A 25402-nucleotide genomic window follows, 5' to 3' on the forward strand; every position below is an offset into this window, starting at 1 on the left:
CACAGTCCCGGCGCGCGGTTGTGGATAATGCAATCCACCTCAGCAGGAACGGGGAGGATTGCCAAACGGTGACGATCCCGTATCGCCGACTCCGAACGGCGCGCGAGGGCCCGTTTCGGACAAGCACCCCGGTACAGGAGGTGCTTGGTTACCCGCGGCGATCTCGCCACGAAATCTCTTTGCGCCAAACCCGGCACGGTGCCCACTCCACGACACACCGCATCAGACGCCACCTCAGCGGACGTCCAGCACGGCGGATTCAGCGCGCTGGACGTCCGCGCGGCGGGTTCAGCGCGGCGGGTTCAGCGCAGTGGGGACGGCGAGTATGCGTCGTGCAGGAGGAGCTTCGGGGTGCCGGTGCCGTCCGCGGGGACGGTCCAGACGTCGGAGTTTCCTCGTCCGCGCGCGATGGCGTAGGCCACGGTGCGGTCGTCGAGCCATGCCGCCTGGTCGTCCACGGAACGGGTCTCGGCGAGCGGCGTCGCGCGCATCGTGGCCAGGTCCAGGACGGACAGTCGCCAGCCGCGCGAAGGGTCACCGCCCACGGCGGACTTGAACGCGACGCGCTTGCCGTCCGGTGACAGTGAGGGGCACTCGACGTTGTCGTGCAGTGTCCGGATCGTCCGGGCGGCCAGGTCGCCTTCGACGAGGTAGCGGTGCCCGCCGGTGGACATGGTGGCGTAGAAGCGGCGGTCGTCGCGGGTGAAGGTGACGCCCCAGAAGTTGGCGTCGGGGACGCGCCGCCGGACACCGCCGACGCTGATCGCCCAGTCCTCCAGAGTCGGGACGAGCGCCTGCGTCCAAGTGTCCAGGATGCCGACGCGGGTGGAGAAGCGCCCGCCGTTGTACGAGTCGCCGGTGACGAACACCGTCCAGGCGACCATGCGTCCGCTGGGCGAGACGCGGGCGCGGTTCGGGATCCCGACGAGCGGGATCGTCCGCTTCTCACGCAACGCGGAGTCCAGGACGACGAGCTGGTACGTGGTGAAGCCTTTGGCGAGGCGCAGGCACAGGCCCGTCCCGTTCGCTGCGTAGAGGCGTTCGCACGTCAGCCCTGTGAGCGCGTGCCGTCCGCCCGATACGGACACGGCCCTCCCCCGGCTCTCAGCGGACGAACTGAGCGCTACCAGCCCCGGCCCTCGCGCAAGCGACAGGCGCGCGTCCCCAACAGCGCGACCGTCCCGCACGGCCGACACCACGGAGAAGACGGCGACGACGGTCAGAACCACCGTCCCGACGACCGCGACCACCGCTCGCTTCACCGAACCTCCACTTCACTGAACCTCTGCTTCCGCGCGCTTCACCGAACTTCCGCTTCCGGTCGCGTTCGGTTGCCGGAGAGCAGCAGGGCCGTCGCCGTTACCGCGACGACCACGACTACAGCCGCGCCCTGCATCGCGGTGGACGCACCCCAAACGCTCCACGCCGCGCCGAATCCCACTGACGACAGCAGGTAGGCGAGCGCTTGGCCGCTCTGCACGAGTGCGAGGCCGGTCGTCCGCATCGCTTCAGGGACGGCCGGCCCGGTCAGCGCCATCAGCACTCCGTCGGTAGCGGCGTAGTACCCGCCGTACAGAACCAGTGCGAGAACCGTCCAACCCGTCCCGCCGAGCGGGTTGGACAGCAGCAGGTAGACGACGAACAGCGCGGCATAGCCACCGAGGACGACGGGCAGGCGTCCTATGCGGTCGGCGAGCATCCCGAACGGAGCGGCGAGAACGAGGTAAGCAAGGTTGGTCCCTACAGCAAGGATCGGAAACCACGCGGCCGTCACCCCCTGCCCACGCATGAGGATCAGGTAAACGAATCCGTCCCCGACCGTGGACAGCCCCAACAGGAACGCAGCACAGGTCAAGCGACGCACAGCAGGCAGCCGCAACAACCCGACAGCAGCACGCCCCGAAACCGCGGCACGCGACGGCGGCGACGCGGACGCCTCCGCAGGCTTCTCGCGGACGGTCAAGAAGAGCAGCAGCACTCCTGCGCACGCGATACAGAAGCTCGTCGTGAACAGGGCATCGAACGTCCGCGCTGTAGCCGCCCCCATGAGCGTGAGGAGCCCGAGCGCGACGAGCGGCCCGGCGAACGCACCCGCGCTGTCCATCGCGCGGTGGACGCCGAACGCGCGGCCGAGGCGCGCCTCCGGCGTGGCCGCGGTGATCATCGCGTCCCGGGGCGCGGTGCGCAGGCCCTTGCCGAGCCGGTCGGCGACGATCACCGCGCCGATCGCCGGGACGGACGCGCCCGCCGCCACGAGCCCCAGTTTCGCGACGGCGGACACGCCGTACCCGGCCCCCGCGACGCCCTTGCGCCGGCGCGTCCGGTCGGCGACGTAGCCGCCGGCGACGCGCAGCAGGGCGGTCGCGCCGGTGTACATGCCGTCCATGACGCCGTAGACGACCGGTCCCATCTGCAGGGTGAGGACCAGGTACAGGGGCAGTACCGCGGTGACCATCTCGGACGAGACGTCCGTGACGAGGCTGACCGCGCCGAGCGCGAGGACGGTCGGGCCGACCGCGGCGCCCGCCCGCGGCCCGACCCGCCGCAGCCCGATCGTGGACAGGTACATGCGCCCTCCCGCGCGTGGAGCGGCCGGCGGCCGGCGGCGGCGCGCGCCGGCCGGCCACCGGCCGGGTCGGGACGGCGGGTCAGCCGGCGGTCCAGAAGTCGGTCAGGGGCGTGCGGCTCGCGGCCGAGCCGAGAGCGGGCAGGCCGTACAGGTCCTCCAGCGTGCGCAGCAGCGTGTAGTGGTCGATCTGCGTGCCCGAGGCGTACCCGGGCTTCACGTACTGGCCGCCGAACGAGGTGTAGATCTGGTTGACGGAGGTGAAGTTGTCCTCGTCGAACGTGGCGACGAGCAGGCTGTTGTGGGTCCGGGCCCACTGGACGTAGCCGTCCAGGTGGTTCTTCAGCCAGGTGTCGCCCGTCTTGATGGAGCAGTCGTGCATGTCGTCGCACATGTTCGGGATGACGAACGACAGCGTCGGCAGCTTGGTGTAGTCGGTCGGGAAGGACGAGAACGGCACGTTGTAGGACGCGCCGCTCACGGTCGGGAAGCTCGCCCACGGCGCGTGCTTGCGGGCGTAGTTCCCGCTGGTGCATCCGGTGTACCCGGCGCTCGGCAGGCTCTCCGAGTAGCCCTTGAACGACAGGCCCGCGCTGATGAGCTGCTGCCCGAGGTTGTCGCCCGTCAGGTTCGTGCACGTGTCGCCGGTGACGCCGTGCTGCGAGCCGGAGAACAGGCCGATGTAGTTCGGCTGGCTGGGATGCGTCAGCCCGAACGAGTTGGTGGACAGCGTGCCCGCCTTCGACAGCGAGTTGAGGTAGGGCGCACTGGAGCTGCCGTTGACGCTGCTGTAGTTCTTGTTCTCGAACATGACCACGATGACGTGGTCGGGCCGGTGCACGGCGGCCGGCGCGGCACCGCGCGCGGACGCCGGAGCGGGAGCGGGGGCGACCGCGGCGGCGGGGACGGCGGCGCGCGGGCTCGCCGAGCCCTGGTTCGCCACCACGGCGGTCGCCGCCGCCGCGGTGGCCGCGGCGGCGAGGGTCAGCGCCGCGAGTCGGGTCGGACGCATCGGGGGACCTCCTGCGGGGAGCGGGCTGGAGACCCCAGGTGTAACCCGCCCGTCCCGTCCGCGATGTCCCACTTCCGCCACTGACAAGAATTCGCCACACGCCGGCCCGCGGACCTTGCCCGCGTCGGCGGTCAGAGCCAGCCGTTGCGGGCGGCGTGCAGGGCCAGCTGGAAGCGGCTCAGCGACCCGGCGCGCGTGTTGAGCTGCTCAAGGTGCCGTGAGAGCGTCCGCCGGCTGATACCGAGCAGTTCGGCGATGGTCTCGTCCGTGACGCCGGTGGCGAGGAGTTCCAGGATGCGGCGCTGCATCGGGTTCAGCGCGGCGGGGGCGCGGTCGTCCCGGTGCATGGGCAGCGCGACCCGCCAGGACGTCTCGAACAGGCCGATCAGCGCGGACAGCAGGCTGGACGGGTGGACGAGCAGCAGCGAGTCGTTCACCTCGGCCTCGACGAAGGACATCGACACCAGCGCCAGCCGGCCGTCGAAGACGGTCAGCTTCACCGGGACGGCGGGCAGCACCCGCGCCTTCTCCCCGGCCGCGACGCAGGGCCGGATGTTGACGCCGTAGTACGCGGAGTCCTCGACGGCCGACTTGGAGTAGACGACCCGGTACTCCACCCCCCTGGCGAGGTTCTCGATCTCGACCGGGTTCGCGCCGCGGCGGGTGTGGTACGGCGGGGAGTCGAACCGCAGGACGCTGCTCTCGACGGCCTCCTCGATGTTCCAGATGCGCTCGGCGATCGCCGTCCCGGTCACGACCTCCACCAGGTCGTGGGTGGCCTGCGGGCTGACCGAGCGCCGGTAGTCCCGGTAGGCGTTGGCCGCCGCGAGGTGCGCCCGGCGCAGCTCGGCCGTCCGGGCGTGCGCGAGATGCTCCAGCGCGATGGACGGCTCGACCGGCGCATGCTCGACCTCCGTCCCCGCGCCCCCCTCCCCGGACGCCTCGGACGTCCCGCTCGTTACGGCCACCTCGCCCGAAGTTCCGGACGTCCCAGACACCTCGCTAGACGTTCCGGCCGTTCCGGACGCCTCGCCCGAAGTTCCGGACGCGCCGGACACCTCGCTGGACGTCCCAGCAGCGGTGACGAGGCCCAGGGAGCGCAGTTCGCCGAGGCGGCGCGCCACGTCGGGGACGTCGTCGGGGGCGCGGCCGAGCTCCTTGGCCAGCCGGACGGCGTCACCCGGGCCGGTCGCGAGCAGCGCCAGGTAGATCTCGGCCTGCGGGCGGGAGAGCCCGAGCCTGCACAGATGGGTGGACAGGTCCGCGTCGTGCACCGCGACACCTCCGGTGGGGGCGGCCGGAAGGCACCGCCGGGCACCGGGCAGGAGTGGCGGACCGGCGGCTCACGCACATCGTGACACGCCCGCCCCCCGCGTGACAGATGCGCGCCCCTCCGCCCCGCGTATGACAAGTGCGTGCCCCGCGCCGGGCGCGGCAGACGCGCGAAGCTCCGTGCCCTTCTGCGCCATTGGCCGCTGTGCGCCACCATGACCGGCGCGCCTGGAGTACACCGGTCTGGCGCTCGGTGTCGCGAGGGTCAGCGCTTCTCCCCATCGGCCGTGAGGCGGCCCTCCCCCTGCCTCCGGCCGGGCGGCCGGTCCCGGCCCCGCTCCGGGACCGGCCGCCGCCCGCCGCCTGCGACCCGCAGGGGTCAGACGTTGAAGCGGAACTCGACGACGTCGCCGTCCTGCATGATGTACTCCTTGCCCTCCATGCGGACCTTGCCCTGGTTGCGGGCCTCCGCCTGGGTGCCGGCGGCGATCAGGTCGTCGAAGGAGACGATCTCGGCCTTGATGAAGCCGCGCTGGAAGTCGGTGTGGATGACGCCGGCGGCCTCGGGCGCGGTGGCGCCCTTCCTGATCGTCCAGGCCCGGGTCTCCTTGGGGCCGGCGGTCAGGTAGGTCTGCAGGCCGAGGGTGTCGAAGCCGATCCGGACCAGCTGCGACAGGCCGGACTCCTCCTGGCCCATGCCCTGCAGCAGTTCGAGCGCCTCGTCGTCGGGCAGCTCGATCAGCTCGGCCTCGATCTTGGCGTCCAGGAAGATCGCCTCGGCGGGCGCGACCAGCTCGCGGAGCCGGGCGCGCAGGGCCTCGTCGCCGAGCTCCTCCTCGTCCAGGTTGAAGACGTAGAGGAACGGCTTGGCGGTCAGCAGGTGCAGCTCGCGCAGCAGCGCCAGGTCGATGCCGGCCTTGGCGGCGCCGGCGAACAGCGTGACGCCCTCGTCCAGGACCTTCTGCGCGTCCTGGACGGCCTGGACGACGGCGAGCTGGTCCTTGTCCTTCTTGGTGCGCGCCTCCTTCTCCAGGCGCGGCAGGGCCTTCTCGATGGTCTGCATGTCGGCGAGGATCAGCTCGGTGTTGATCGTCTCGATGTCCCGGGACGGCGCGACGTCGCCGTCCACGTGCGTGACGTCCGGGTCCTCGAAGGCGCGGATGACCTGGCAGATCGCGCTGGTCTCGCGGATGTTGGCGAGGAACTTGTTGCCCAGCCCCTGGCCCTCGGACGCGCCCTTGACGATGCCCGCGATGTCCACGAACTCCATCGTGGCCGGGAGGATCCTGGCCGAGCCGTAGACGCCCGCCAGCTTCTCCAGCCGGGGGTCCGGCACCCCGACCACGCCGACGTTGGGCTCGATGGTCGCGAACGGGTAGTTCGCGGCGAGCGCGTCGTTCTTGGTCAGCGCGTTGAACAGGGTGGACTTGCCGACGTTGGGCAGTCCGACGATTCCGATGGAGAGGCTCACGGGCGCCAAGTTTATGGGCCCCGGCGGCCACTCGGTTACGTGGCCGCGTCCGGGACCGGTACGGGACTAGGCGTTGGCCAGAAACTCGGCTATATGCCGGAAGGCGGCCTTGCCCTCCGGGACGTACTCGCAGAACACCGGGAAGACGTGCACGAGGCCGTTCCACTCCTGGTAGACGCTGTCCACACCGGCGGCCTTGGCGCGCTCGTGCGCCTCACGCGTGTCGTCCCTGAGAATCTCGCTACCGGACGCCACGAACAGCATCGGCGGCAGGCCCGTCAGGTCTGCGCGCGCGGGGGCGTAGAGCGGGTCGTCCTCCGGCTTGCCGTTGCAGAAGTCACGTCCGAGCCAGGCGAGCTTCTTGGCAGGGATGAGGTAGTCGGTGCGGGCGTTCGTGCGGTGCGAGTCGGCATCGCAGAGGAGGTCCACCCATGGGGAGAGGCACACCGCCGCCTTGGGGAGAGGCAGTTCGCGCTCTTTCAGGGCCAGCAGTAGGGCCAGGGTCAGGTGGCCCCCGGCGGAGTCTCCCCCTACGACGATGTCCTCCGGCTTGTAGCCGCGTCCTAGCAGGAACTCGTAGGCGGTGACCGCGTCCTCTAGGGCGTCCGCCGGGGTGTGCTTGGGCGCGAGCCTGTAGTCGAGGGCCAGGACGGCCCGTCCGGTGGACGCCGACAAGCGCCAGTTGAACGGCCGGTACAGGCCCGGGCTGCCGAAGAAGTAGCCGCCGCCGTGCAGGTAGAGGAAGACCTTGTCCTCGTCGGGCGCGCCCGCGCGCACCCACTCCGCTGTGCAGGCGCCCAGCTCCTGGGGCTCGACCGTCACGCCGCGCGGGAGCGCCCCGGTGTGGACCAGCAGGCTCGACAGGCGGTGGACGAGCAGCAGCCCGGCGTCGGTGGACGGGCTGTACGCCCACAGGTTCCGTCCGATCGCCCGGATGAACTGGTTGGCCACGCGCGCCCGGAGGGTCGGCGGGCCGCCCGGCTCCAGCGCGAGGACGCGGGCGATCCGGCGCTCGACCCGGGTCGTCGCCACCACCCGGACGGTCCGGCGCGCGGGAACCGCGCCCGGTTCGGCGGGAGAGGCGGCGGCGGGGATGCCCGACGTGTCGGCGGGGACGTCGGGGGCCGAGTCGGGGGCGGGACCGGAGGCGGTCGGCATGGCCACTCCTCGCGAGGGGGACGTAAGGGATCTAACTAACAATGAGTCTAATAGTCCGGACATCGCGGGCGGCTCGCCGGGGGAACGGCGCGTCGCGCCGGTGCGCACCGGTTCCGCTGCCACGATTGGCGGATGGATCCCGCGCTGCTCGTCGGCCTGCTCATCGGGGCCGCCCTCGGCGTGGTGGTCGGGTACGCCCTCGCCACGAGCCGCCAGGGTGCGCTGATCGCCCGCGCGAAGGCGGCCGAGGAGAAGCTCGCCTACGCCGAGGACCGGATGGCCGAGCACTTCGAGAACCTGTCCGCCAAGGCCCTGGACGCGTCCAACCAGCGGTTCCTCGAACTGGCCGACGCCCGGCTCAAGGTCGCCGGCGCCGAGGCGGCGGGCGAGCTGGACCGCCGCAGGCAGGCCGTGGAGCACCTGGTCGCGCCGCTCCGCGAGACCCTCGCCAAGGTCGAGGAGCAGCTCCGCGAGGTCGAGACCGGACGCCGCGAGTCGCACGCCATGCTCGCCAAGCAGGTCGAGTTCGTCCGGCAGAGCGGCGAGCAGCTCCGCACCGAGACGCGCACCCTCGTGCGCGCGCTACAGCGGCCCGAAGCGCGCGGACGCTGGGGCGAACTCCAGCTCCGCCGCGTGGTCGAGCTAGCCGGAATGACCCACCACTGCGATTTCGACGAGCAGGCCAGCTCCACCACGGAGAACGGCGTGATCCGGCCAGATCTGGTCGTCCGCCTGGCGGGCGGCAAGAACATCGTCGTGGACAGCAAAGTCTCACTCGCCGCCTATCTGGAGGCCGCTTCCACGGGCGACGCGTCCGCCGAGCGCGACCGGCTGGACGCGCACGCGCGGCACATCCGCGACCACGTGGACCGGCTCGCCGCCAAGAGCTACTGGCAGGGGTTCAGCCCGACGCCGGAGTTCGTCGTCCTGTTCGTCCCCGGGGAGGCGTTCCTCGCGCCCGCGCTCGACCGCGACCCGGCGCTACTGGAGTACGCGATGCGGCGGCGCGTCCACATCGCCACCCCGACCACGCTGATCACCATGCTGCGCACCGCGTCCTACGCCTGGCAGCAGGAGGCCCTCTCGCGCAACGCCCGCGCCGTGTTCGACCTGGGCAAGGAGCTGTACGAGCGGCTCGGCACCATGGGCCGCCACGTGGACGAGCTGGGCCGCACCCTCACCGGGGCCGTCCGCGCCTACAACCGGACGGTCGGCTCGCTGGAGACGCGCGTCCTGGTGACCGCGCGGAAGCTGAACGAGCTGGGCGTGGTGGAGGACAGGCTGGAAGCCCCCGCCCCCGTCGAGGACGGCCCCCGCCCCCTGTCCGCGGCCGAGTTCGCCCCGGAAAACGATCTTCGCGAGGAGACGCGCGCGCACGAGCGGCCCGACCCGGCCGCGGAAGCGGTAGGTTTCGGCGGACGGGCCATCCCTGATCAGACTGATCGGCGAGAGAGGTGGCAATGAGTACTTCGTCGGTTCGTGAGGCGCCGGACGGCGCCGCGGCAGGGGGTCCAGTGCGCCGGAACGCCTCCTCGCGGCGGGCGCCGCGACCCGCCGCCCCGGCCGGGCCGGTCACCCTCACCGGACGCGGCGGCGTGGCGCTCGTCCTCGCCGCGGCCCTGCTCGGCGCGCTGCTGGCCCGCTGGGTCGGGGTCGGGATGCTCGCCGGGGGCCTGTTCATCGCGGGCTGCGTGCTCGCCGCGCTGCTGACCCGCCCGGCCGACCTGCCGACGCTGGTCGTCAGCCCGCCGCTGGCCTGCTTCGCCGCCACGGTCGTCGCCGAGCTCGCCGCCGACGACGGCCCGCTCACCCGGACGATGTCGCTGGGCCTGCTCGCCGCGCTCGCCGCTATCGCGCCGTGGCTGTTCGCCGGGACGCTGATCGCGGTCGCCATCGCCGTCCCGCGCGGCCTGCCCGGCGCCTTCGGCGACCTGCGCGCGCGCCTGGCCCGCGGCCGCACCCTCGCCGAGGACGACGACGTCGACCCCGTCCGCTGGGAGGAACCGAGCCGCCCCCTCCCCCACGGCGACGTCGACTGACCAACACCCGGCGGCAACCGCAACCGGCGCGAACGCGTTAACAACCGTGCGGGACGAAGCCGAAGGCGAGCCCCGCACGGTTGATCGCGAAGCGATGCCGCGTTCGCACGAGCATCCGGGCCGCGCCCCGAGCCGCTAGGCGAGGGACGCGGCCCGGAGGCTCAATCAAGCACTGCGAAGATCCTTGCGGAGTTCGTGGGGGAGGGCGAAGCGCATGCTTTCCTGGACGGACTCGATCTCCTCGACCTCGCCGTAGCCGCGCTCGGCGAGCCAGGCGAGGACGCCGCTGACCAGCTCCTCCGGGACGGACGCGCCGGAGGTGACGCCGACCGTGGTCACGCCCTCCAGCCAGCCCTCGTCGATCTGGTCGGGGTAGTCGACCAGGCGGGCGTCGTCGGCGCCGTGCTCCTTGGCCACCTCGACCAGCCGCACCGAGTTGGACGAGTTGGTCGAGCCGACCACGATCACCAGGTCGGACCGGGCGGCCATCTGCTTGACCGCGACCTGCCGGTTCTGGGTGGCGTAGCAGATGTCGTCGGACGGCGGGTCCATCAGCTTGGGGAAGCGCTCGCGCAGCTTCTCGACCGTCGCGATCGTCTCGTCCACCGAGAGGGTGGTCTGGGACAGCCAGGCGACCTTCTCCGGGTCGCGGACGACGACGTTGGCGACGTCGCCCGGGCCGTCCACCAGGTGGATGTGGTCGGGGGCCTCGCCGGTCGTGCCGATGACCTCCTCGTGCCCCTCGTGCCCGATGAGCAGGATGTCGTAGTCGTCCTTGGCGAACCGGACGGCCTCCTTGTGGACCTTGGTCACCAGCGGGCACGTGGCGTCGATGGTGCGCAGGCTCAGCCCGCGCGCCTCCTCGTGCACCACGGGGGCGACGCCGTGCGCGGAGAACACCACGATCGCGCCCTCCGGGACCTCCTCGGTCTCGTCCACGAAGACCGCGCCGCGCTCCTCCAGCGTCCGGACGACGTGCACGTTGTGCACGATCTGCTTGCGCACGTAGATCGGCGCCCCGTACTTCTCCAGGGCGATCTCGACCGTCTGGACGGCCCGGTCGACCCCGGCGCAGTAACCGCGCGGTTTGGCGAGCAGGACACGGCGCTGGCTGGTGGAGGTCATGCCTCTATCGTACGAGCCGTCCCAGGGGGCCCGAACCGCCCGCACGGGGGCATCGCGCCCCCACGCGACCCAACTCTCACCCCGGCGCCGGACGCACCGCCCGTCCTGCCCGCTCCGGGCCGGGGAAGCCCATGTGAAGCCCGCTGCCCGCGCCGCGGAGGCGGCACTGTGACCCAGCCCACGGCCTTCTTGGACGGAAATCCATTAAGGCGGGGTGACCGTTATCGCACCGATGCGGCAAAGTTGTGGTGGACAGACGGTGCACACCCAACCGGCCCCGGCCAGGCCGGCTGGGGCAGCAGGAGGAGTGACAACGATGACGAGATCGCCGCGCCGCCTCAAGGAGCAGGTCAGGGACACCGTCGGCGAGCAGGTCCGCGACCTTCCGCTGCACGCCGTCCGGCTGGCCATGTTCGGCGTCGGCCGGGCCCTGCTGCTGAGCGACCGGGTGACCCGGGACTACAAGGAGATCACCGAGGGCGGCGGGGTGAAGCCGGTGCTCGGCCGGCTCCGCCAGGACGTGCAGCACACCGCCGTCTCGGTGGTCGGCACGGTGGTGGAGCGCGTCCGCGGCGGCGAGGAGGAGCCCGCGCCGCGCACGGCCCGCGCCCGCACGGCGGCGGCGCGTCCGGCGGCCCGTCCTGCGGAGCGCCCGGCCGCCCGCGAGAAGGAGATCTCGGTGGGCAAGCCCGCCGCGTCCGCCAAGCCCGCCGCCAAACCGGAGCCCGAGGCCGCGAAGCCCGCCGAGCCGAAGGCCGCCGAGGCCAAGCCCGCCAAGCCCGCCGAGGCGAAGCCTGCTCAGGCGAAGCCCGCCGAGGCCAAGCCGAAGGCCGCGGCGAAGCCGAAGCGGGCCGAGCCCGCCAAGCCCGCCGCGACGTCCAAGGCCGCCGGATCCGCCGGTGAGGCCGCCGAGCTCCCGGTGCCGGACTACGACACCGCGACGCTCCCGCAGCTCCGCGCCCGCCTGCGCGGCCTCTCGGCCGACCAGGTCAAGCTGCTGCGCGAGTACGAGCGCGAGCACGAGGCCCGCGCCGACATCATCCGCATGTACGAGAACCGGATCGCCAAGCTCAACGGCTCGCACTGACCCGCACCGATCCGCAGCTCAGGCCCGTCCGAAACCCCTTTCGGACGGGCCTGAGCGCGTCCAGGCCCTCCTCTCGGGACCTGAGCGCGTCCTGGAGAACGTCCTTCCGGGACCTGAGCGCGTCCGGACGTCCTTCGGGGCCTGAGCGCGTTCAGGAACGTCCTCCAGCGGCTCAGCGGACGAGCTGGTCGCCGAGCGGGCTGCGCATGTAGACGACGGAGCGGCCGTCGCGGGTGCGGTTCAGGAGGCCGCCGGCGTGCAGGGCGGTGAGGTGGCGGCTGACCGCGCCCGGCGTGACGCCGAGGCGGCGGGCCAGCTCGGTGGTCGTGGACGGCGCGGCCAGCATGACCAGCAGCCGGGTCCGGGGCAGGCCGATCAGCTCGACGAGGGCGTCCGGCCCTTCGGGTTCGGAGTGGTCCCAGAGCGCGCCGCGACCGCGCGCGGGATAGGTGATCAGCGGCGGGCCGTAATCGTCGATCATGGAGACCGCGCCGCGCAGGAACAGGCACGGGACGAGCACCAGGCCGCGTCCCGCGACGTCCACCACGCGCTCGGGCGCCAGCCCGGACGGGATGGCCAGCCGGACCATGCCCTCGGACCAGGTGACCCGCTCGTCCAGCTCGGCGAACAGCGCGGCGGCGCCGCCGAAGGTCAGCCGCCGCGCGCGGTGCACGAGGTCGGCCTCCAGGACGGCGAGGATCCGCGGCCAGTAAGGGGCGAGACAGGCGTCCCAGTACTCCTCGAACGCCGTGCAGATCCGGTCGAGGAGGGCCGCCGGGTCGCCGCTCAGCACGGGCGGCACCGGGACGTGCCGGTAGGCGACGACGATGTCCCGCCGGACGTCCTCCGGCGGCGTCCGGCGCAGCACGGCCAGGTCTTCGGCGATGTCGGTGACCAGGCCCTCGGGACGCGGCGTCAGGAAGTCGGGCGTCCAGCCGTGCGGCGCGAACAGGGCGTCCAGCAGCTCGACGTCGAGCCGCGCGTAGGCGGCGGCCGTCTCGCGCGCGTAGGGCAGGTGCTCGGGGTGCCGGGCGGGGAAGACTCGCGGGCGCAGGCTGAAGACGAGGTCGAACAGCGGCGACATCCCGAAGGACGTCTCCGCCAGGTCCTGGACGCCCAGCCGGAACTCGTACATTGACCCATAGGGTAAATCCATTCCGTCCCGATATGCCGCGGGGTTGGGATGGACGGCATGACGACGACCTCCCCCGGGTCGCCGAGCATGGCGAGCCTCGCCCGGCATCCGGTGATCCGCGTGCTGTCCGTGGCGATGCTCGTCAACACGCTCGGCAACGGCCTGTTCATGACCACCAGCGCCCTGCTGTTCACCCGCGCGGTCGGCATGTCGCCTGCCCAGGTCGGCTTCGCGCTGGCGCTGGGCGGGGTGTTCGGCATCGCGGCGGGCGTCCCGATGGGACGGGTCGCCGACCGGTTCGGGTCGCGTCCGACGGTGGTGGCGCTGCTAGGCGCCGAGGGCGTGCTGATCCTCGGCTACACCCAGGTCCACTCGTTCTGGGCGGCGGTGCCGCTGATCTGCGGCGTCACGTTCCTGGACCGGGGCGCGAGCGCCGTCCGGAACGCGCTGGTCGCGCACGCGCTGCCCGCCGAGCTGCGGATGCCGGGCCGCGCCTTCCTGCGGATGATGACCAACGCCGGGGTCGGCGTGGGCGCGGCGCTGGCGTCCCTGGCGCTCGTCGTGGACACCCCGTTCGCCTACCGGACGATCGTCGTCCTGGACGCGGTGACCTTCGTCGGCGCCGCGCTGCTGCTCACGAGGGTGCCCGGGGAGCGTCCGGCCAAGGGCGCGGCGGCGTCCGGCGGGCGGGCGTTCGGCGCGCTGACCGACGTCCCGTACCTGGTGATCACGCTGCTGTCCGGGGTGCTGGTGCTGCAGCAGGGGATCATGGAGGTCGGCATCCCGCTGTGGGTGACGCGCGACACGCACGCGCCGCGGCTGCTGGTGTCGGCCTGCCTCGTCCTGAACACGGCCATGGTCATCGCGCTCCAGGTGCGGCTGACGCGCGGCGCCGAGGACCCGGCCCGCGCCGCCCGGATCTGCCTGCGCGCCGGGACGCTGATGGCGGTCGGCTGCCTGCTGTTCGGGCTGGCCAAGGGCCCGGACGCGTGGACGGCGTCGATCCTGGTCCTCGCGGCGCTGGCGCTCCAGACGGTCGGCGAGGTGCTGTGCGCGGCGGGCACCTGGGCGCTCAGCTACGAGCTGGCGGACGAGCGCGCGCACGGCGTCTACCAGGGCGTCTTCAACAGCGGCTTCGCCGCCGGGGTGCTGCTCGGCCCGCTGGTCGTCACGCAGACCGCGCTCCGGTTCGGCATGACCGGCTGGCTGGTCTTCGGCGCGGTCTTCCTGGTGGCGGCGTTCGCCTTCATCCCCGCGACCCGCTGGGCCGCCGCGAACCGCCCGTCCTGGGAGCCCGTCCCCCGGGAGCAGGAAGTCACCGCCTGAGCAGAGCGGACGAGAACGGCCCCGGACGTCCGGGGCCGTTCTGTGCGCAGGGGCCGCGCGGGGGCCGGTCCCTGCGCCGCTCATACCTTCACGGGGAGTCCTGCGCGGGTCATACCTTCACGGGAGGCTCAGCGCTGCTCACGCCTTGGCCGGAAGCGCCTCGTCCTGGAAGGTGTGGTCGATGTCGACGCGCTCCAGGGACTCCAGGTGCCGCCGCCGGACGACCAGGATGCCGATCGCGACGGCGCAGCAGGCCGCGCCGATGTAGTACGGAGTCGAGTCGCTGAACCGCTCGGCGAGCTTGCTGCCGAAGTAGGGCGCGATGCCGCCGCCGAGCCAGCGGACGAAGTTGTAGCCCGCGGACGCGACCGGGCGGGGGTTGTCGGAGACCTCCATGGCCGCCTCGGTGAAGGCGGTGTTGTTCAGCCCGATCGGGATGCCGGACAGGATCGTGGAGACGATGATCCCGGTGTGCCCGAGCGTGGCGAGGCCGAGCTGGAACACGATCAGCAGGGCCAGTGCCAGGTGCATGACCCGGACCGTCCCGATCCGGCGCTGCAGGGCGGGCGCGCCGAACACCGAGGCCAGCGCGACCATGACGCCCCAGCCGAAGAACACCAGGCCGATGCCGTGCGCGTTCATGTGCAGCACGAACGGCGTCCAGGCGAGGACGGTGAAGAACGCGTAGTTGTAGAAAAGTGCGGTGAACGCGGTGGTCTTGAGGCCGCCGTGCCCGAGCGCGCGGATCGGCGCGGACAGCGGGGTCTTCTCGGCGGGCTTCGGCGTCGGCTTCAGCAGCGTGGCGATGAGGACGAACCCGACCGCCATCAGGATCGCCGTCCCGAAGAACGGGAAGCGCCAGTTCATGTCGCCGAGCAGCGCGCCGACGAGCGGGCCGAGCGAGATGCCGATGCCGAGCGCGGCCTCGTAGAGGATGATCGCCGACTCCGCGCCGCCGGACGCCGCGCCGACGATCACGGCGAGGGCGGTCGCGACGAACAGCGCGTTGCCGAGCCCCCAGCCCGCGCGGAACCCGACGAGCTGCCCGACGGTGTCGGACGTCCCGGCGAGCGCGGCGAACAGCACGACCAGGGTGAGCCCGATCATCAGCGTCCGCTTGCCGCCGATCCGGCTGGACACCCAGCCGGTGATCAGCATCGCGACGGCGGTGATCAGGAAGTAGCTGGTGAACAGCAGCGACACCTGGCTGGGCGTCGCCTTCAGGTTCTTGGCGATGGCGGGGAGGATCGGGTCGACCAGGCCGATGCCCATGAAGGCGACCACGGCCGCGAAGGCGGTGGCCCACACCGACATGGGCTGCCGCAGGAGGCCGGGCTTGGCGGCGCCCTCCACTGGCTGTGCGTGCATGGAACCTTCCTTTCGAAGGGGTGCCCGCCCCTCCCCGCCCGGACGCCGGTCAGCCGGCGGGCGGACGGTCGGGGTCGGCGAAGAGCCTCCCGAGCAGGGGCAGGGCGGCGCTCAGGGTCTCCCGCTCCGGCTCGGACAGCTCGGCGAACCGTTCCACGAGGAGGCCGATGCGGCGTTCCCGGGTGCGGTGCAGCTGGACGCTCCCCTCCCGGGTGATGCCGGCGGTGACGACGCGGGCGTCGGAGGCGTCCCGGCCGCGGGCGACCAGGCCGTCCCGCTCCAGCCGGTTGACCAGGGCGGTCATCGTCGGGAGCTTGACGCCGTGCTCGGCGGCCAGCTCGGTCATCCGGCGGGGCCCGCCCTCCAGCGAGCCGAGCACCGAGGCCTGCTGGCTGGTGACGGCCTGGTCGGCGTTGACGCGGCGCAGCATCAGCACCATGTCGCGGAGCCTGGCGTTCAGCGCCTCGGCGAGCTCGCGGTCGGACTGCATCGGTCTCTCCTCAATTACTTAGCCATACTAAGTTAGTTTGTCTAACTTTTCAACCCCGGTGACCTGCATCGTGCCGCGTCGCGCACCGCCTAGGCTGCCGACATGGCGATGGAGACCTCGGCGGAGTCCCCCGTTCCCGTCCGGACGGTGTTGCAGGCGGTCGGCGGCTGGATCGGGCGGCTCGGCCGGATCTGGGTCGAGGGGCAGATCACCGAGCTCAACGCGCGGGGCGGCACGGTTTACGTCACGCTCCGCGATCCGGTGGCGAACATGTCGGTGCCGGTCGTCGGCCGCCGCGAGACCTTCGCCGCCGCCGGGCCCGCCGTGACCGACGGCGCCCGGGTGGTGATCCACTGCAAGCCGGACTTCTGGGTCAACCGCGGCCGGTTCTCGCTCAGCGCGATCGAGGTCCGCCCGGTCGGCGTCGGCGAGCTGCTCGCCCGGCTGGAGCGGCTCAAGCAGCTGCTGGCGTCCGAGGGCCTGTTCCGGGCCGAGCGCAAGCGCGCGCTGCCGTTCCTGCCCGGGCGGCTCGGGCTGATCTGCGGCCGCGACTCCGACGCCGAGCACGACGTGCTGCAGAACGCGCGCCGCCGCTGGCCCGCCGTCGAGTTCACCGTCCGCAACACCGCGGTGCAGGGGAGCAACGCCGTCCCGCAGATCATGGACGCGCTGCGCGAGCTGGACGCCGACCCGGACGTCGAGGTGATCGTGATCGCGCGCGGCGGCGGGTCCATGGAGGACCTGCTGCCCTTCTCGGACGAGGCGCTCGTCCGGGCCGTCGCGGCCGCCCGCACGCCCGTGGTCAGCGCGATCGGGCACGAGCAGGACAGCCCGCTCCTCGACCTGGTCGCCGACCTGCGCGCCTCCACGCCGACCGACGCGGCCAAGCGGGTCGTCCCGGACGTCCGGGAGCAGCTGCAGCTCGTCCGGCAGCTTCGGGACCGGGGGCGGCGCGTCCTGGTGGGCGGGGTCGAGCGGGAGCTGCACTGGCTGTCGGCGATGCGGTCCCGTCCGGCGCTCGCCGACCCGGTGCGGGAGATCGAGCGGCAGGCCGAGCGCGTGGAGGCGCTGCGTGACCGCTCGCGGCGCTGCCTGTCGTCCGCGCTGGACCGGGCGCACGACCAGCTCTCTCATACGCGCGCGCGTCTGCTGGCCCTCTCCCCTGCCGCGACGCTGTCGCGCGGGTACGCGATCGTCCAGCGGGAGGACGACGGGGTCGTGCGGGACGCGTCGTCCGTCGCCGAGGGCGAGGCGCTGACCGTCCGGCTGGCCGAGGGACGCCTGTCCGTCACGGTCACCGACCGCGAACTCCCGGACGCCGAAACTGGCTGAACCGGCTGAGTCCGGTGGGACGTCCCGGCATTGCCGCGAGGCGGTTCGGCATTGGCCCTAGGCTGGGCCTGTGGCGGAGAAGACCGAACAGAGTTACGAGCAGGCCCGGGACGAGCTGACCGAGGTCGTCCGGAAGCTGGAGGCCGGCGGCCTCACGCTGGAGGAGTCGCTGGCCCTCTGGGAGCGCGGCGAGAAGCTGGCCGCCGTCTGCGAGGAGTGGCTGGAGGGCGCCCGCGCCCGCCTGACCGCCGCCATGAACGCCGAGGGCGACGCCAAGGACGATTCGTCCGACCCGTCCGCCCCCTTCTAGCCGGGCCCGCGCCCTAGGAGCGCTGGGTGGGGGCGGGGGTGACGATGCTGGTGTCGTTCTTGTCCAGCGGCTTGAGGGACGCGGCGAGGACGGCCAGCTCGTCGTAGGTGGCGGTGCCCGTGACCACGATGCTCACCCCGTCCTTGAGGGTGCGGGCGAGCGAGTTGGCCTTCTTGTCGCGGCGGTAGTAGGTGTCCCAGGTGATCCCGGCCACGGCCCTGGTGCCGATCGCGGCCTTGCTGTTGGTCATCCGCGGGACGTAGTCCTTGGCCTTCTCGTTGCTCTCCTCAAGCGCCGCGTACTGCCCGGACGGCGTGACGAACCCGAGGTGCCACGCGACCGGCTTCCCCTTCTCACCGAGCCCGTGCAGCCGCGCGCTGGTCGCCCGCCAGCCCGCCGGGAGGCCCTTCGGACCCCACGCCTGGTACGGGCCGCTGTGCGCGAGCGCCCACTCCTGGGAGCCGTAGTCGACCGTCGGGAGCAGCTCCTTGTTCGACCGCGGCGTGATGATGAAGATCACTCCGACCAGCAGCAGGCACGCCGCGATCGCCGTGGCGAACCCGCCGAGCCCGCTGGTCAGCCGCTTGTAGAGCCCCGGCGCGACCTGCACCGTGCCGCGCTGACCCGCACCGGCGGCGGGCACGGCGGAACCGCCGTCCGGCGCGGCCGCAGGGGCGGGCGTGGTGGCGCCGTCCTCCGCGGACGGGCGCGGGTGCTCGGACGTCGTCGTCGGGGCAGGGCTGTCGTCGCTCACCCCACCAGGATCCCGCACGGTCAGCGCTGCTCCGTACGGGGGTTCCTGATAGTGCCGACAATGGCCATGATGTCGTCCGCGAGCCGCCGCGACCCGTCGGCGTCGTCGCTCAGCGACACCTCCGACACCGCGCCCGCCATCGCGCCGGTCAGGACGACGACCAGCGCCTCGTCCACCCCGCCGTCGGCGGTGTGGAACAGCGCGGCGTTGCGCCGGGCCCACTTGTTCAGCCGCTGCCGCATCACCCGGTCGAAGCCGGGCGGGCCGTCGCCGGAGATGAACAGGCGCGAGACGTCCCGCTCCTCGATGCAGCCGTCCAGGTAGGCGCCCGCGCCCGCGATGAACTGCCGCATCGGGTCGGACTCGCCCGCCTCGCGCACCGCGTTGATCGCCTTGCGGGTGCGCTCCTGCTGCCGCGCCTGGAACTCCTCGAACAGCGTGAGGTACAGGTCGGCCTTGCCGTTGAAGTGGTGGTAGAGGCTGCCGACGCTGGCCCCGGCCTTGGCCACGATGTCGGTGACCGCGGCCTGGGCGAAGCCCGCCTCGCAGAACACGTCCCGCGCCGCCGCCAGCAGGGCTCCGCGCGTCGCCGCGCCCCGGTCCGAGGTCCGCGGCGGGGTCGTGTCGATGTCGCTGCTCATGAGCATAGAGATTACGCCGGACGATCCCTGGACACGATCCCGACGGGGGCCTCCGTCCGCTCTGGTCTGGTCCAATTTGGACGGCGGCGCGGGCCGCACGGAGAATCCGGATGAGCCATCGACCGAAAGGGCGTCCCGCCATGTCCGACGACACCACCGTCTCGTCCCCCCTCGTCACCGAGCCCGCGGCCCCGGACCGCAACCTGGCCCTGGAGCTCGTGCGGGTGACCGAGGCGGCCGCGATGGCCGCCGCGCGCTGGGTCGGCCGGGGGGACAAGAACGGCGCCGACGGGGCCGCGGTCAACGCCATGCGGCAGCTGATCAACACCGTCTCGATGAGCGGCGTCGTGGTGATCGGCGAGGGCGAGAAGGACAACGCCCCGATGCTCTACAACGGCGAGGCGGTCGGGGACGGCTCGGGCGCCGAGTGCGACGTGGCCGTGGACCCGGTGGACGGCACCCGGCTCACCGCGCTCGGCATGAACAACGCCATCGCCGTCCTCGCGGTCGCGCCGCGCGGCTCGATGTACGACCCGTCCGCGGTCTTCTACATGGAGAAGCTGGTCACCGGCGCCGAGGCGGCGGACGCGGTGGACATCGAGCGCCCGATCGCCGACAACATCCGCGCGGTGGCCCGCGCCAAGGGCTCCTCGGTGGACGACGTGACGGTCGTCATCCTGGACCGCCCGCGGCACGAGGGCATCGTCAAGGAGATCCGGGAGACCGGCGCGCGGATCAAGTTCATCCTGGACGGCGACGTCGCCGGCGCGATCATGGCGGCCCGCGAGGGCACCGGCGTGGACCTGCTGCTCGGCATCGGCGGCACCCCCGAGGGGATCATCGCCGCCTGCGCGATCAAGGCCCTCGGCGGCGTCATCCAGGGCCGGCTGTGGCCCAAGGACGACCCGGAGCGGCAGAAGGCCCTGGACGCCGGGCACGACCTGAACCGCGTCCTCACCACCGACGACCTGGTCTCGTCCGACGACGTCTTCTTCGCCGCGACCGGCATCACCGACGGCGAGCTGGTGGACGGCGTCCGCTACAGCAAGGGCCGCGCCATGACGCACTCGCTCGTCATGCGCTCCCGCAGCGGCACCATCCGGACCATCCACAGCGAGCACCAGCTCAACAAGCTGCGCGCCTACAGCGCCATCAACTTCGACTCCGCGGTCTGACCCGCGCACGTGCGCAAGCCCTGACCCGCGGACGTGCGCGAGCCCGGCGTGCGTACGCCGGGCTCGCGCGCGTCGTGCCGTGGACCGCGCTACTTCACCGTCCCGCAGGCCGCCTGGATCTGCTTCTGGATCTTCAGCGGGAGGTTCTTCACCTTCACCGCCTTGTAGCGCTTGTAGAACGGGGTCTTGACGATCTTGGCCTGGGCGGCGGGCGTCAGCCCGGCCACGCCCTCGGCGACGGTGTGCTCCCTGACCTTCCCGTAGTCGCACCCGGCCGGCACGGCCGCGCGGGCGGGCGCCGCGGCACCGCCCAGCGCCAGGGCGAACGCGGCGGCGGTCCCCAGAACACGCATCTTCATCTCAGAACTCCCTCGATCTCGAAGCACGTGGCAACGCCATCTGGCTACCCAGCGACATAGATCAACTACCCTCGGTCACGAAACCTCGCAGAAGATCTCCCTGCGCCCCCGCGGCAAACCCGCATCGAGCAGGCGGCACCACCCCAACCGAACGATGCGGGCCGAGCGCACAAGCCCAGGCGATGCCGGATCAGACGGACGCGGGCGGCGGCGTTACGGGGGGCTTCGGCGATCAGGTCTGGCGGCGGTAGTGGCGGGCGGCGCGGGCGCGGTTGCCGCATCGGGTCGAGCACCACTCCTGCTGGGGGTGGCGCTTGATGAAGTACAGGACGCAGCGCGGCGCGGGGCAGACCTGCACCAGCGCGGGAAGCGGGCCGGCGAAGAAGTCGACGGCGGCGTTGGCCAGGGCGGCGGCCAGGCGGGCGGCGTCGCCGTCCACGGTGGGACGGGCGTCCTCCTGCCAGGTGTCGTGCCATTCCAGGGTCCTGACCAGGGGCGCGGCGGCGGCGTTCACGCGCGCGAGGGCCTCGGGGAACGGCGGCAGGTTCGGGGCGTCCGCCGAACTGAGCGGCGACGGCGCGACGGCGCGGGCGAACAGGGCGCGGACGGCCTGGCGCAGCTCGGCGATCTCGGCGCGGACGGGCTCGTCCGCCGTGAACCGGGAGGCGTCCAGGTACGGGGACAGGTCCTGGTCGCGGACCCAGGCGGTGAGGCCCTCGGGGGTGGCGAAGGCGTCGGTCAGCCCGGCGCGGGTCGCGCGGATCGTACTCGCCAGACGCAGGGCCAGAGGGTCGTCCATGTCTCAACTCTAACGGGTTCCCGACCGTTGCGGCGTTATGTTATAACGGCTTTCATCGATGGAGCCCGTGAGAAAGTTGGCGTGATGATCAAGCCGGTGCAGAACGACCCGCGCCTGGACGACCTGGCGAAGCGGCTCCCCCGCGTGCCGAACATGCTCCGCGTCATGGCGAACTCCCCCGCCGTGCTGGACGGCTACCTCGGGCTGGCCCGGTCCCTGAAGAAGGGAAGGCTGCCCGCCGCCACCAGCGAGCGGATCGCGCTGACCATCGGCGCGGCGAACGGCTGCGACTACTGCGTCGCCGCGCACACCTACAGCGGCAGCACGGCCGCGGGGCTGAGCGAGGACGAGATCGAGGCCGCCAAGGCGGGCACCTCGGCGGACCCGCGGGAGGCGGCGGCCGTGGCCTTCGCGCGGGCCCTGACCGAGTCGCGCGGCAACGCCGACCCGTCCGCCGCGCGCGAGGCCGGCTGGAGCGACGAGCAGATCCTGGAGATCATCGCGCTGGTCGCGCTCCAGACCCTGACGAACTACACCAACAAGGTCGCCGAGACCGAGAACGATTGGCCCCCGGCGTGAACACGGTGGTGCGGGCGTCGGGGCTGACGGTGCTGTTCCTGGCGCCGCTGGCGGTGGCGCAGGCGCTGTCGGCGGAGCCGCTGCTGGCGCCGCCGCTCGCCGCGTCCGCCGCGCTGGTCGCCGCCACTCCGGCGGTTCCGGCGGCGCGTCCGGCGACGGTGCTGCTCGGGCACCTGATGTCGGTCGCGGCGGGGCTTCTGGTGGCGCTGACCCCGGCGTCCGCACCGGTCGCGGCGACGATCGCGGCGGGCCTTGCGGTGGCCGCGATGACGGCGACCGGACGCTTCCACGCGCCCGCCGTGGCGTCCGCCGCGCTGGCGGGGGCGAGCGGCTCCCTGCCCAACGCGACCGCGCTGCTGGCAGGAGCGGCCGCGATCACGGTCCTGGCGTCCGTCCCGCTGCTGCTCCCGAAGCCGAACGTCCAGGAGACCTGAGCGGACGAGCCTGTTTCCGGACCCCGGGGGCGTCCGGAAACAGGCCGCCGGGACGGGCCGCCTTCTCGGGGATGATCAGGTGGCGGCGAGGTAGGCGGCGCTGAGGAGGCCGGCTGCGCCGCAGTAGATCGCGAACGGGGTCAGCGTCCGAGTCTCGAAGTACTTCACCAGGAACCGGACGGCCAGGTAGGCGGCGACGGCGGCGGCGACGCTGCCCGCGAGGATCTGGCCGTGGATGCCCTTGCCCTCCGCGCCGGTCAGCTCGGGCAGCTTCAGCACGCCCGCCGCGAGGATCACAGGCGTGGCCAGCAGGAACGAGAACCGCGCGGCGTCCTCATGGGTGAGGCCGCGGGTCAGGCCCGCGACCATCGTCGCGCCCGAGCGGCTGATGCCGGGGAGCAGCGCGAGGATCTCGGCGGCGCCGATCAGGAGCGCCTCCCACCAGCCCAGCCGGGCCAGCCGCCGGTCGGACGCGACGTCCGCGTCCTCGACGATCGGCAGGTCGGCGCGGGTGGCGCGGGACGACGCGTCCCACGCCGGTGCCCCCTGCCGGGCCGGGACGGGCGCCGCCGGTGCGGGCGGCGCGGCCTTGCGGCGCAGGCGTTCGCCGACGAACAGGAGCAGGCCGTTCGCGGCCAGGAACAGCGCCGCCGGGATCGGCTTCCCGAGGACGGTCCGGAACACGTGGTCCAGCGCGAGCCCGGCCGCGCCGACCGGGACGGTCGCGACGATCAGCAGCCACGCGAGCCGCTGGTCGGACGTCGCGATCCGGCGGTCGCGCAGCGAGGTGAGCAGGCCGACCGTGATCCGGATCCAGTCCCGCCAGAAGAAGACCACCAGCGCCAGCGCCGTGGCCACATGCAGGCCGACCAGGAACGCCAGGTAGGGCGACTGCGAGGCGGACACGTCCAGGTCCCTCGCCCAGCGCCCGCCGACCAGCGCGGGGATCAGCACGCTGTGCCCCAGGCTCGACACCGGGAACAGCTCGGTCACCCCTTGGAACAGCCCGACCACGATGGCCTCGGGATACGTCAGCGACATGCCCGAAGCCAAGCACCGCGATCCACGCCTTTCCAGCGGAACAGGCGAACACCGGATGAACTCGGGCTCCGGCCGCGTCAGCCCGGCGCGCGGCGCGGAACGTGCCAGGATCGGCGGATGGAGGCCGAGGACGAGCGGCGCGCGGAGGCCGAGCAGGCGCGGCGTGTGGAGGCCGGGGACGAGCGGCGCGTGGAGGTGGCGGCCGAGCGGCTCAAGGAGCGGATCTACGCCACGATCACCATGGTCGCGGTCACGATCGGGCTCGCCCTCGGCGGGCATGTCGGACCGGCCGGCGCGGCGCTGTCGGTGCTCGGCACGGCGGCAGGCCTCTGGATGGCCACGCTGGTCGCCGACGGCCAGGCGTACAGGACCGTCCACCGCGAGCTTCCGATGTGGCCGGGAGTGCGGCGCTCGCTGTACGTCACCAGCCCGCTGCTGCTGTCGGCGGTGAGCCCGCTGCTCCTGATCGGCGCCGCCGCGCTGGACCTGATGCCGCTGCGGACGGCCCTGCTGACCGCCACCGGCCTGGACGTCCTGTCGCTGTTCCTCTGGGGCTACGTGGGCGGCCGCCGGATGGGCGACCGCCCGATCGTGGCGCTGGTCGCGGGCGTCCTCGACTGCGCCGTCGGCGCGATCGTCGTCGCCGTCAAAGTCCTGGCCGGCCACTGACCCGCCCCGCCCCGGTAAAGCGGGTTCGGCTGCGGCAGGGCCGGGCGGATTCAGCGGCCGAGGTCAGGACAGTTCGGCGTTGGCGCGGTCGGTGATGGTGGTCAGGACGCGCGCGGCCACGGCGAGATCCTCCGGCGCGATGCCGCTGTAGAGGCGGTCGATGATCTGCGCCGTCTCGGCGGCGAGCTTCGCCTGGACGTCTCGTCCCGCGTCGGTGAGGGCGGAGACGGACGGGTCGGCGAGGCCCTGCGCGGGCAGCGAGTCGGCCACGGCGGACGCCTCCGCGCGGTCGATCTTGAGGCCGCCGGCCAGCTGGTCGATCACCTGCTCGCGGTCCTTGCCGGAGGCGAGGGCGTTCAGGGCGAGCGACTGGCGGAAGGTCAGGCCGAGCGCCGGGAGCCGGGACTCCAGGACGGCGCGGGTGGCCTGGTGGGCGCGGCCGATGATCTGGCCGTTCAGGGTGGGGACGGGCATCGCGTTCTCCTCACGGGCGAAATCGTTAACGAGAACCTAATGGAACTCAGTGTCATTTAGCAACGGTTCACGGAATCCGGTACGGTGAGCGGCATGAGCCCACCGAAGGCGCGCGAGGACGGCATGCGCGAGCTGCCGCTGCGCGAGCGGAAGAAGCTGCGGACGCGCCGGGCCCTCGCCGAGGCGGCGCTGCGGATGTTCACCGAGCGCGGCTTCGACGCGGTCACGCTCGAAGAGCTCGTGGACGCCGTCGAGGTCTCCAAGAGCACCTTCTTCCGGACGTTCCCCGCCAAGGAGGCGGCGGCGATCGAGGCCGAGGCCGAGATCTGGACCGCCTACCTCGAAGCCCTCACCGCGCCGGAACGCCTCCCCGAGGGGCCGGCGCTCGACGCGCTCCGGACGGTGCTGGGCGAGGTCGTCGGGGAACTCGGCCGGGAGTGGGGCGAGCGGTACGCGGCGACGCGGCGGCTCGTCCTGACCGCGCCGTCCCTGCTCGCGTACGCGGGAAGCCACCGGCACGGCGTCGAGCGGGAGCTGACCGCCCTGCTCGCCGCGCGGCTCGGCCTGCCGGAGGACGACCTCCGCCCGCAGACCCTCGCGCAGCTCACCACGACCGCGTGGAGCGTCGCCGCCCGCGGCTGGGTCTTTTCGGACGCCCCTTTCGACGCCCTGCTGGACCGGGTGGGACGGGCCTTCGCCGCGATCCCCGGAAGCCTGGAGCTGACCGTCCGCCACCCGGGATGATCGAAGTGTCGCCGCGGAGCGGCAGAATCGCGGGGCGATCTT

Annotated in this window: 27 protein-coding genes; 11 read left to right on the forward strand and 16 right to left on the reverse strand. The window is 72.5% G+C overall.

Translation table 11 applies throughout. The features are described from left to right. Positions 1–302: 302 nt before the first annotated feature. From FHU30_RS09975 to FHU30_RS10000, 6 genes are all read right to left on the reverse strand, one after another. A complete protein-coding gene (locus tag FHU30_RS09975) occupies positions 303–1262 on the reverse strand; it encodes a hypothetical protein (RefSeq protein WP_253874334.1) in 960 nt (319 codons plus the stop codon). 38 nt (positions 1263–1300) lie between these two features. Then, positions 1301–2569: an MFS transporter gene (locus FHU30_RS09980; protein ID WP_253874336.1), complete on the reverse strand. Its 1269-nt coding sequence runs from the start codon at positions 2567–2569 to the stop codon at positions 1301–1303. A 79-nt stretch (positions 2570–2648) separates the two neighbouring features. Continuing rightward, complete coding sequence (locus tag FHU30_RS09985) at positions 2649–3578, reverse strand: alkaline phosphatase family protein (protein ID WP_253874338.1); 930 nt, start codon at positions 3576–3578, stop codon at positions 2649–2651. A 131-nt stretch (positions 3579–3709) separates the two neighbouring features. Continuing rightward, positions 3710–4852 (reverse strand): helix-turn-helix domain-containing protein, encoded by a 1143-nt coding sequence (locus tag FHU30_RS46970; RefSeq protein ID WP_253874339.1) that lies wholly within the window; start codon positions 4850–4852, stop codon positions 3710–3712. Between the two features lie 377 nt (positions 4853–5229). After that, a complete protein-coding gene (ychF, locus tag FHU30_RS09995; protein WP_253874340.1) occupies positions 5230–6321 on the reverse strand; it encodes a redox-regulated ATPase YchF in 1092 nt (363 codons plus the stop codon). A 66-nt stretch (positions 6322–6387) separates the two neighbouring features. Next, positions 6388–7479, reverse strand: a complete 1092-nt coding sequence (locus FHU30_RS10000) for an alpha/beta hydrolase (RefSeq protein WP_253874341.1) — start codon at positions 7477–7479, stop codon at positions 6388–6390. A gap of 132 nt (positions 7480–7611) precedes the next feature. Between FHU30_RS10000 and FHU30_RS10005 the strand changes: the two genes are divergently transcribed. Together FHU30_RS10005 and FHU30_RS10010 are read left to right on the forward strand one after the other, a co-directional pair. Further along, complete coding sequence (locus tag FHU30_RS10005; protein WP_253874342.1) at positions 7612–8943, forward strand: DNA recombination protein RmuC; 1332 nt, start codon at positions 7612–7614, stop codon at positions 8941–8943. Positions 8944–8993: 50 nt separating this feature from the next. Then, positions 8994–9518 carry a DUF6542 domain-containing protein gene (locus FHU30_RS10010; RefSeq protein WP_253874343.1) on the forward strand — a complete coding sequence of 175 codons (525 nt, stop codon included), beginning with the start codon at positions 8994–8996 and terminating at the stop codon, positions 9516–9518. 165 nt (positions 9519–9683) lie between these two features. Here the strand turns inward: FHU30_RS10010 and FHU30_RS10015 are convergent, their stop codons facing one another. Further along, complete coding sequence (locus tag FHU30_RS10015) at positions 9684–10643, reverse strand: 4-hydroxy-3-methylbut-2-enyl diphosphate reductase (RefSeq protein ID WP_253874344.1); 960 nt, start codon at positions 10641–10643, stop codon at positions 9684–9686. A 316-nt stretch (positions 10644–10959) separates the two neighbouring features. Between FHU30_RS10015 and FHU30_RS10020 the strand changes: the two genes are divergently transcribed. After that, positions 10960–11730 (forward strand): DUF8129 domain-containing protein, encoded by a 771-nt coding sequence (locus tag FHU30_RS10020; protein ID WP_253874345.1) that lies wholly within the window; start codon positions 10960–10962, stop codon positions 11728–11730. A 172-nt stretch (positions 11731–11902) separates the two neighbouring features. Here the strand turns inward: FHU30_RS10020 and FHU30_RS10025 are convergent, their stop codons facing one another. After that, a complete protein-coding gene (locus FHU30_RS10025) occupies positions 11903–12865 on the reverse strand; it encodes an ArsR/SmtB family transcription factor (RefSeq protein ID WP_253874347.1) in 963 nt (320 codons plus the stop codon). Positions 12866–12922: 57 nt separating this feature from the next. Here FHU30_RS10025 and FHU30_RS10030 point away from each other — a divergent pair, with 57 nt between their 5' ends. Then, complete coding sequence (locus FHU30_RS10030) at positions 12923–14191, forward strand: MFS transporter (protein WP_253874349.1); 1269 nt, start codon at positions 12923–12925, stop codon at positions 14189–14191. A gap of 138 nt (positions 14192–14329) precedes the next feature. Here the strand turns inward: FHU30_RS10030 and FHU30_RS10035 are convergent, their stop codons facing one another. Both FHU30_RS10035 and FHU30_RS10040 read right to left on the reverse strand, forming a co-directional pair. After that, entirely contained in the window at positions 14330–15559 is a 1230-nt protein-coding gene (locus FHU30_RS10035; RefSeq protein WP_253874351.1) for an MFS transporter, read from the reverse strand. A gap of 49 nt (positions 15560–15608) precedes the next feature. Then, positions 15609–16049, reverse strand: coding sequence for a MarR family winged helix-turn-helix transcriptional regulator (locus FHU30_RS10040; protein WP_253874353.1), 441 nt, complete (start codon positions 16047–16049; stop codon positions 15609–15611). Positions 16050–16151: 102 nt separating this feature from the next. On the opposite strand from FHU30_RS10040, the gene xseA reads away from it, so the two are divergent. Continuing rightward, the gene (xseA, locus tag FHU30_RS10045) at positions 16152–17381 is read left to right on the forward strand and encodes an exodeoxyribonuclease VII large subunit (protein WP_253874355.1); all 1230 of its coding nucleotides are present in this window, start codon (positions 16152–16154) and stop codon (positions 17379–17381) included. Between the two features lie 70 nt (positions 17382–17451). Next, positions 17452–17691, forward strand: coding sequence for an exodeoxyribonuclease VII small subunit (locus FHU30_RS10050; protein ID WP_253874357.1), 240 nt, complete (start codon positions 17452–17454; stop codon positions 17689–17691). Between the two features lie 13 nt (positions 17692–17704). Here FHU30_RS10050 and FHU30_RS10055 read toward each other — a convergent pair whose 3' ends face one another. Next, positions 17705–18445 carry a DUF4245 domain-containing protein gene (locus FHU30_RS10055; protein WP_253874359.1) on the reverse strand — a complete coding sequence of 247 codons (741 nt, stop codon included), beginning with the start codon at positions 18443–18445 and terminating at the stop codon, positions 17705–17707. Between the two features lie 20 nt (positions 18446–18465). After that, entirely contained in the window at positions 18466–19086 is a 621-nt protein-coding gene (locus FHU30_RS10060; RefSeq protein WP_253874361.1) for a TetR/AcrR family transcriptional regulator, read from the reverse strand. A gap of 140 nt (positions 19087–19226) precedes the next feature. Here FHU30_RS10060 and glpX point away from each other — a divergent pair, with 140 nt between their 5' ends. After that, positions 19227–20261: a class II fructose-bisphosphatase gene (glpX, locus tag FHU30_RS10065; protein ID WP_253874363.1), complete on the forward strand. Its 1035-nt coding sequence runs from the start codon at positions 19227–19229 to the stop codon at positions 20259–20261. Positions 20262–20350: 89 nt separating this feature from the next. On the opposite strand, the gene FHU30_RS10070 is transcribed toward glpX, so the two are convergent. Both FHU30_RS10070 and FHU30_RS10075 read right to left on the reverse strand, forming a co-directional pair. Continuing rightward, a complete protein-coding gene (locus FHU30_RS10070; RefSeq protein WP_253874365.1) occupies positions 20351–20620 on the reverse strand; it encodes a hypothetical protein in 270 nt (89 codons plus the stop codon). A 232-nt stretch (positions 20621–20852) separates the two neighbouring features. Beyond that, a complete protein-coding gene (locus tag FHU30_RS10075) occupies positions 20853–21419 on the reverse strand; it encodes an ABATE domain-containing protein (protein ID WP_253874367.1) in 567 nt (188 codons plus the stop codon). Positions 21420–21503: 84 nt separating this feature from the next. On the opposite strand from FHU30_RS10075, the gene FHU30_RS10080 reads away from it, so the two are divergent. Next, positions 21504–21998, forward strand: coding sequence for a carboxymuconolactone decarboxylase family protein (locus tag FHU30_RS10080; protein ID WP_253874369.1), 495 nt, complete (start codon positions 21504–21506; stop codon positions 21996–21998). Then, positions 21995–22432: an HPP family protein gene (locus FHU30_RS10085; RefSeq protein WP_253874371.1), complete on the forward strand. Its 438-nt coding sequence runs from the start codon at positions 21995–21997 to the stop codon at positions 22430–22432. The genes FHU30_RS10080 and FHU30_RS10085 overlap by 4 nt, the downstream gene beginning before the upstream one ends. 75 nt (positions 22433–22507) lie before the next feature. On the opposite strand, the gene FHU30_RS10090 is transcribed toward FHU30_RS10085, so the two are convergent. After that, positions 22508–23473: an undecaprenyl-diphosphate phosphatase gene (locus FHU30_RS10090; RefSeq protein WP_253874373.1), complete on the reverse strand. Its 966-nt coding sequence runs from the start codon at positions 23471–23473 to the stop codon at positions 22508–22510. 117 nt (positions 23474–23590) lie between these two features. Between FHU30_RS10090 and FHU30_RS10095 the strand changes: the two genes are divergently transcribed. Next, entirely contained in the window at positions 23591–24142 is a 552-nt protein-coding gene (locus tag FHU30_RS10095) for a hypothetical protein (protein WP_253874375.1), read from the forward strand. Between the two features lie 63 nt (positions 24143–24205). Here the strand turns inward: FHU30_RS10095 and FHU30_RS10100 are convergent, their stop codons facing one another. Continuing rightward, positions 24206–24616, reverse strand: coding sequence for a MarR family winged helix-turn-helix transcriptional regulator (locus FHU30_RS10100; protein WP_253874377.1), 411 nt, complete (start codon positions 24614–24616; stop codon positions 24206–24208). A gap of 93 nt (positions 24617–24709) precedes the next feature. On the opposite strand from FHU30_RS10100, the gene FHU30_RS10105 reads away from it, so the two are divergent. Beyond that, a complete protein-coding gene (locus FHU30_RS10105; RefSeq protein ID WP_253874379.1) occupies positions 24710–25360 on the forward strand; it encodes a TetR family transcriptional regulator in 651 nt (216 codons plus the stop codon). Positions 25361–25402 lie beyond the last annotated feature (42 nt).

The sequence above is a fragment of the Actinomadura rupiterrae genome (assembly GCF_024172125.1).
Classification (GTDB): domain Bacteria; phylum Actinomycetota; class Actinomycetes; order Streptosporangiales; family Streptosporangiaceae; genus Spirillospora; species Spirillospora rupiterrae.

What these genes read in the sequence shown, in the direction of transcription:
- FHU30_RS09980 (WP_253874336.1), bottom strand. Translation starts at nt 2,569, where the DNA reads ATGTACCTGTCCACGATCGGGCTGCGGCGGGTCGGGCCGCGGGCGGGC.
- FHU30_RS09985 (WP_253874338.1), bottom strand. Translation starts at nt 3,578, where the DNA reads ATGCGTCCGACCCGACTCGCGGCGCTGACCCTCGCCGCCGCGGCCACC.
- FHU30_RS10000 (WP_253874341.1), bottom strand. Translation starts at nt 7,479, where the DNA reads ATGCCGACCGCCTCCGGTCCCGCCCCCGACTCGGCCCCCGACGTCCCC.
- FHU30_RS10005 (WP_253874342.1), top strand. Translation starts at nt 7,612, where the DNA reads ATGGATCCCGCGCTGCTCGTCGGCCTGCTCATCGGGGCCGCCCTCGGC.
- FHU30_RS10015 (WP_253874344.1), bottom strand. Translation starts at nt 10,643, where the DNA reads ATGACCTCCACCAGCCAGCGCCGTGTCCTGCTCGCCAAACCGCGCGGT.
- FHU30_RS10020 (WP_253874345.1), top strand. Translation starts at nt 10,960, where the DNA reads ATGACGAGATCGCCGCGCCGCCTCAAGGAGCAGGTCAGGGACACCGTC.
- FHU30_RS10025 (WP_253874347.1), bottom strand. Translation starts at nt 12,865, where the DNA reads ATGTACGAGTTCCGGCTGGGCGTCCAGGACCTGGCGGAGACGTCCTTC.
- FHU30_RS10030 (WP_253874349.1), top strand. Translation starts at nt 12,923, where the DNA reads ATGACGACGACCTCCCCCGGGTCGCCGAGCATGGCGAGCCTCGCCCGG.
- FHU30_RS10035 (WP_253874351.1), bottom strand. Translation starts at nt 15,559, where the DNA reads ATGCACGCACAGCCAGTGGAGGGCGCCGCCAAGCCCGGCCTCCTGCGG.
- FHU30_RS10040 (WP_253874353.1), bottom strand. Translation starts at nt 16,049, where the DNA reads ATGCAGTCCGACCGCGAGCTCGCCGAGGCGCTGAACGCCAGGCTCCGC.
- xseA (WP_253874355.1), top strand. Translation starts at nt 16,152, where the DNA reads ATGGCGATGGAGACCTCGGCGGAGTCCCCCGTTCCCGTCCGGACGGTG.
- FHU30_RS10060 (WP_253874361.1), bottom strand. Translation starts at nt 19,086, where the DNA reads ATGAGCAGCGACATCGACACGACCCCGCCGCGGACCTCGGACCGGGGC.
- glpX (WP_253874363.1), top strand. Translation starts at nt 19,227, where the DNA reads ATGTCCGACGACACCACCGTCTCGTCCCCCCTCGTCACCGAGCCCGCG.
- FHU30_RS10070 (WP_253874365.1), bottom strand. Translation starts at nt 20,620, where the DNA reads ATGAAGATGCGTGTTCTGGGGACCGCCGCCGCGTTCGCCCTGGCGCTG.
- FHU30_RS10075 (WP_253874367.1), bottom strand. Translation starts at nt 21,419, where the DNA reads ATGGACGACCCTCTGGCCCTGCGTCTGGCGAGTACGATCCGCGCGACC.
- FHU30_RS10080 (WP_253874369.1), top strand. Translation starts at nt 21,504, where the DNA reads ATGATCAAGCCGGTGCAGAACGACCCGCGCCTGGACGACCTGGCGAAG.
- FHU30_RS10090 (WP_253874373.1), bottom strand. Translation starts at nt 23,473, where the DNA reads ATGTCGCTGACGTATCCCGAGGCCATCGTGGTCGGGCTGTTCCAAGGG.
- FHU30_RS10095 (WP_253874375.1), top strand. Translation starts at nt 23,591, where the DNA reads ATGGAGGCCGAGGACGAGCGGCGCGCGGAGGCCGAGCAGGCGCGGCGT.
- FHU30_RS10100 (WP_253874377.1), bottom strand. Translation starts at nt 24,616, where the DNA reads ATGCCCGTCCCCACCCTGAACGGCCAGATCATCGGCCGCGCCCACCAG.
- FHU30_RS10105 (WP_253874379.1), top strand. Translation starts at nt 24,710, where the DNA reads ATGAGCCCACCGAAGGCGCGCGAGGACGGCATGCGCGAGCTGCCGCTG.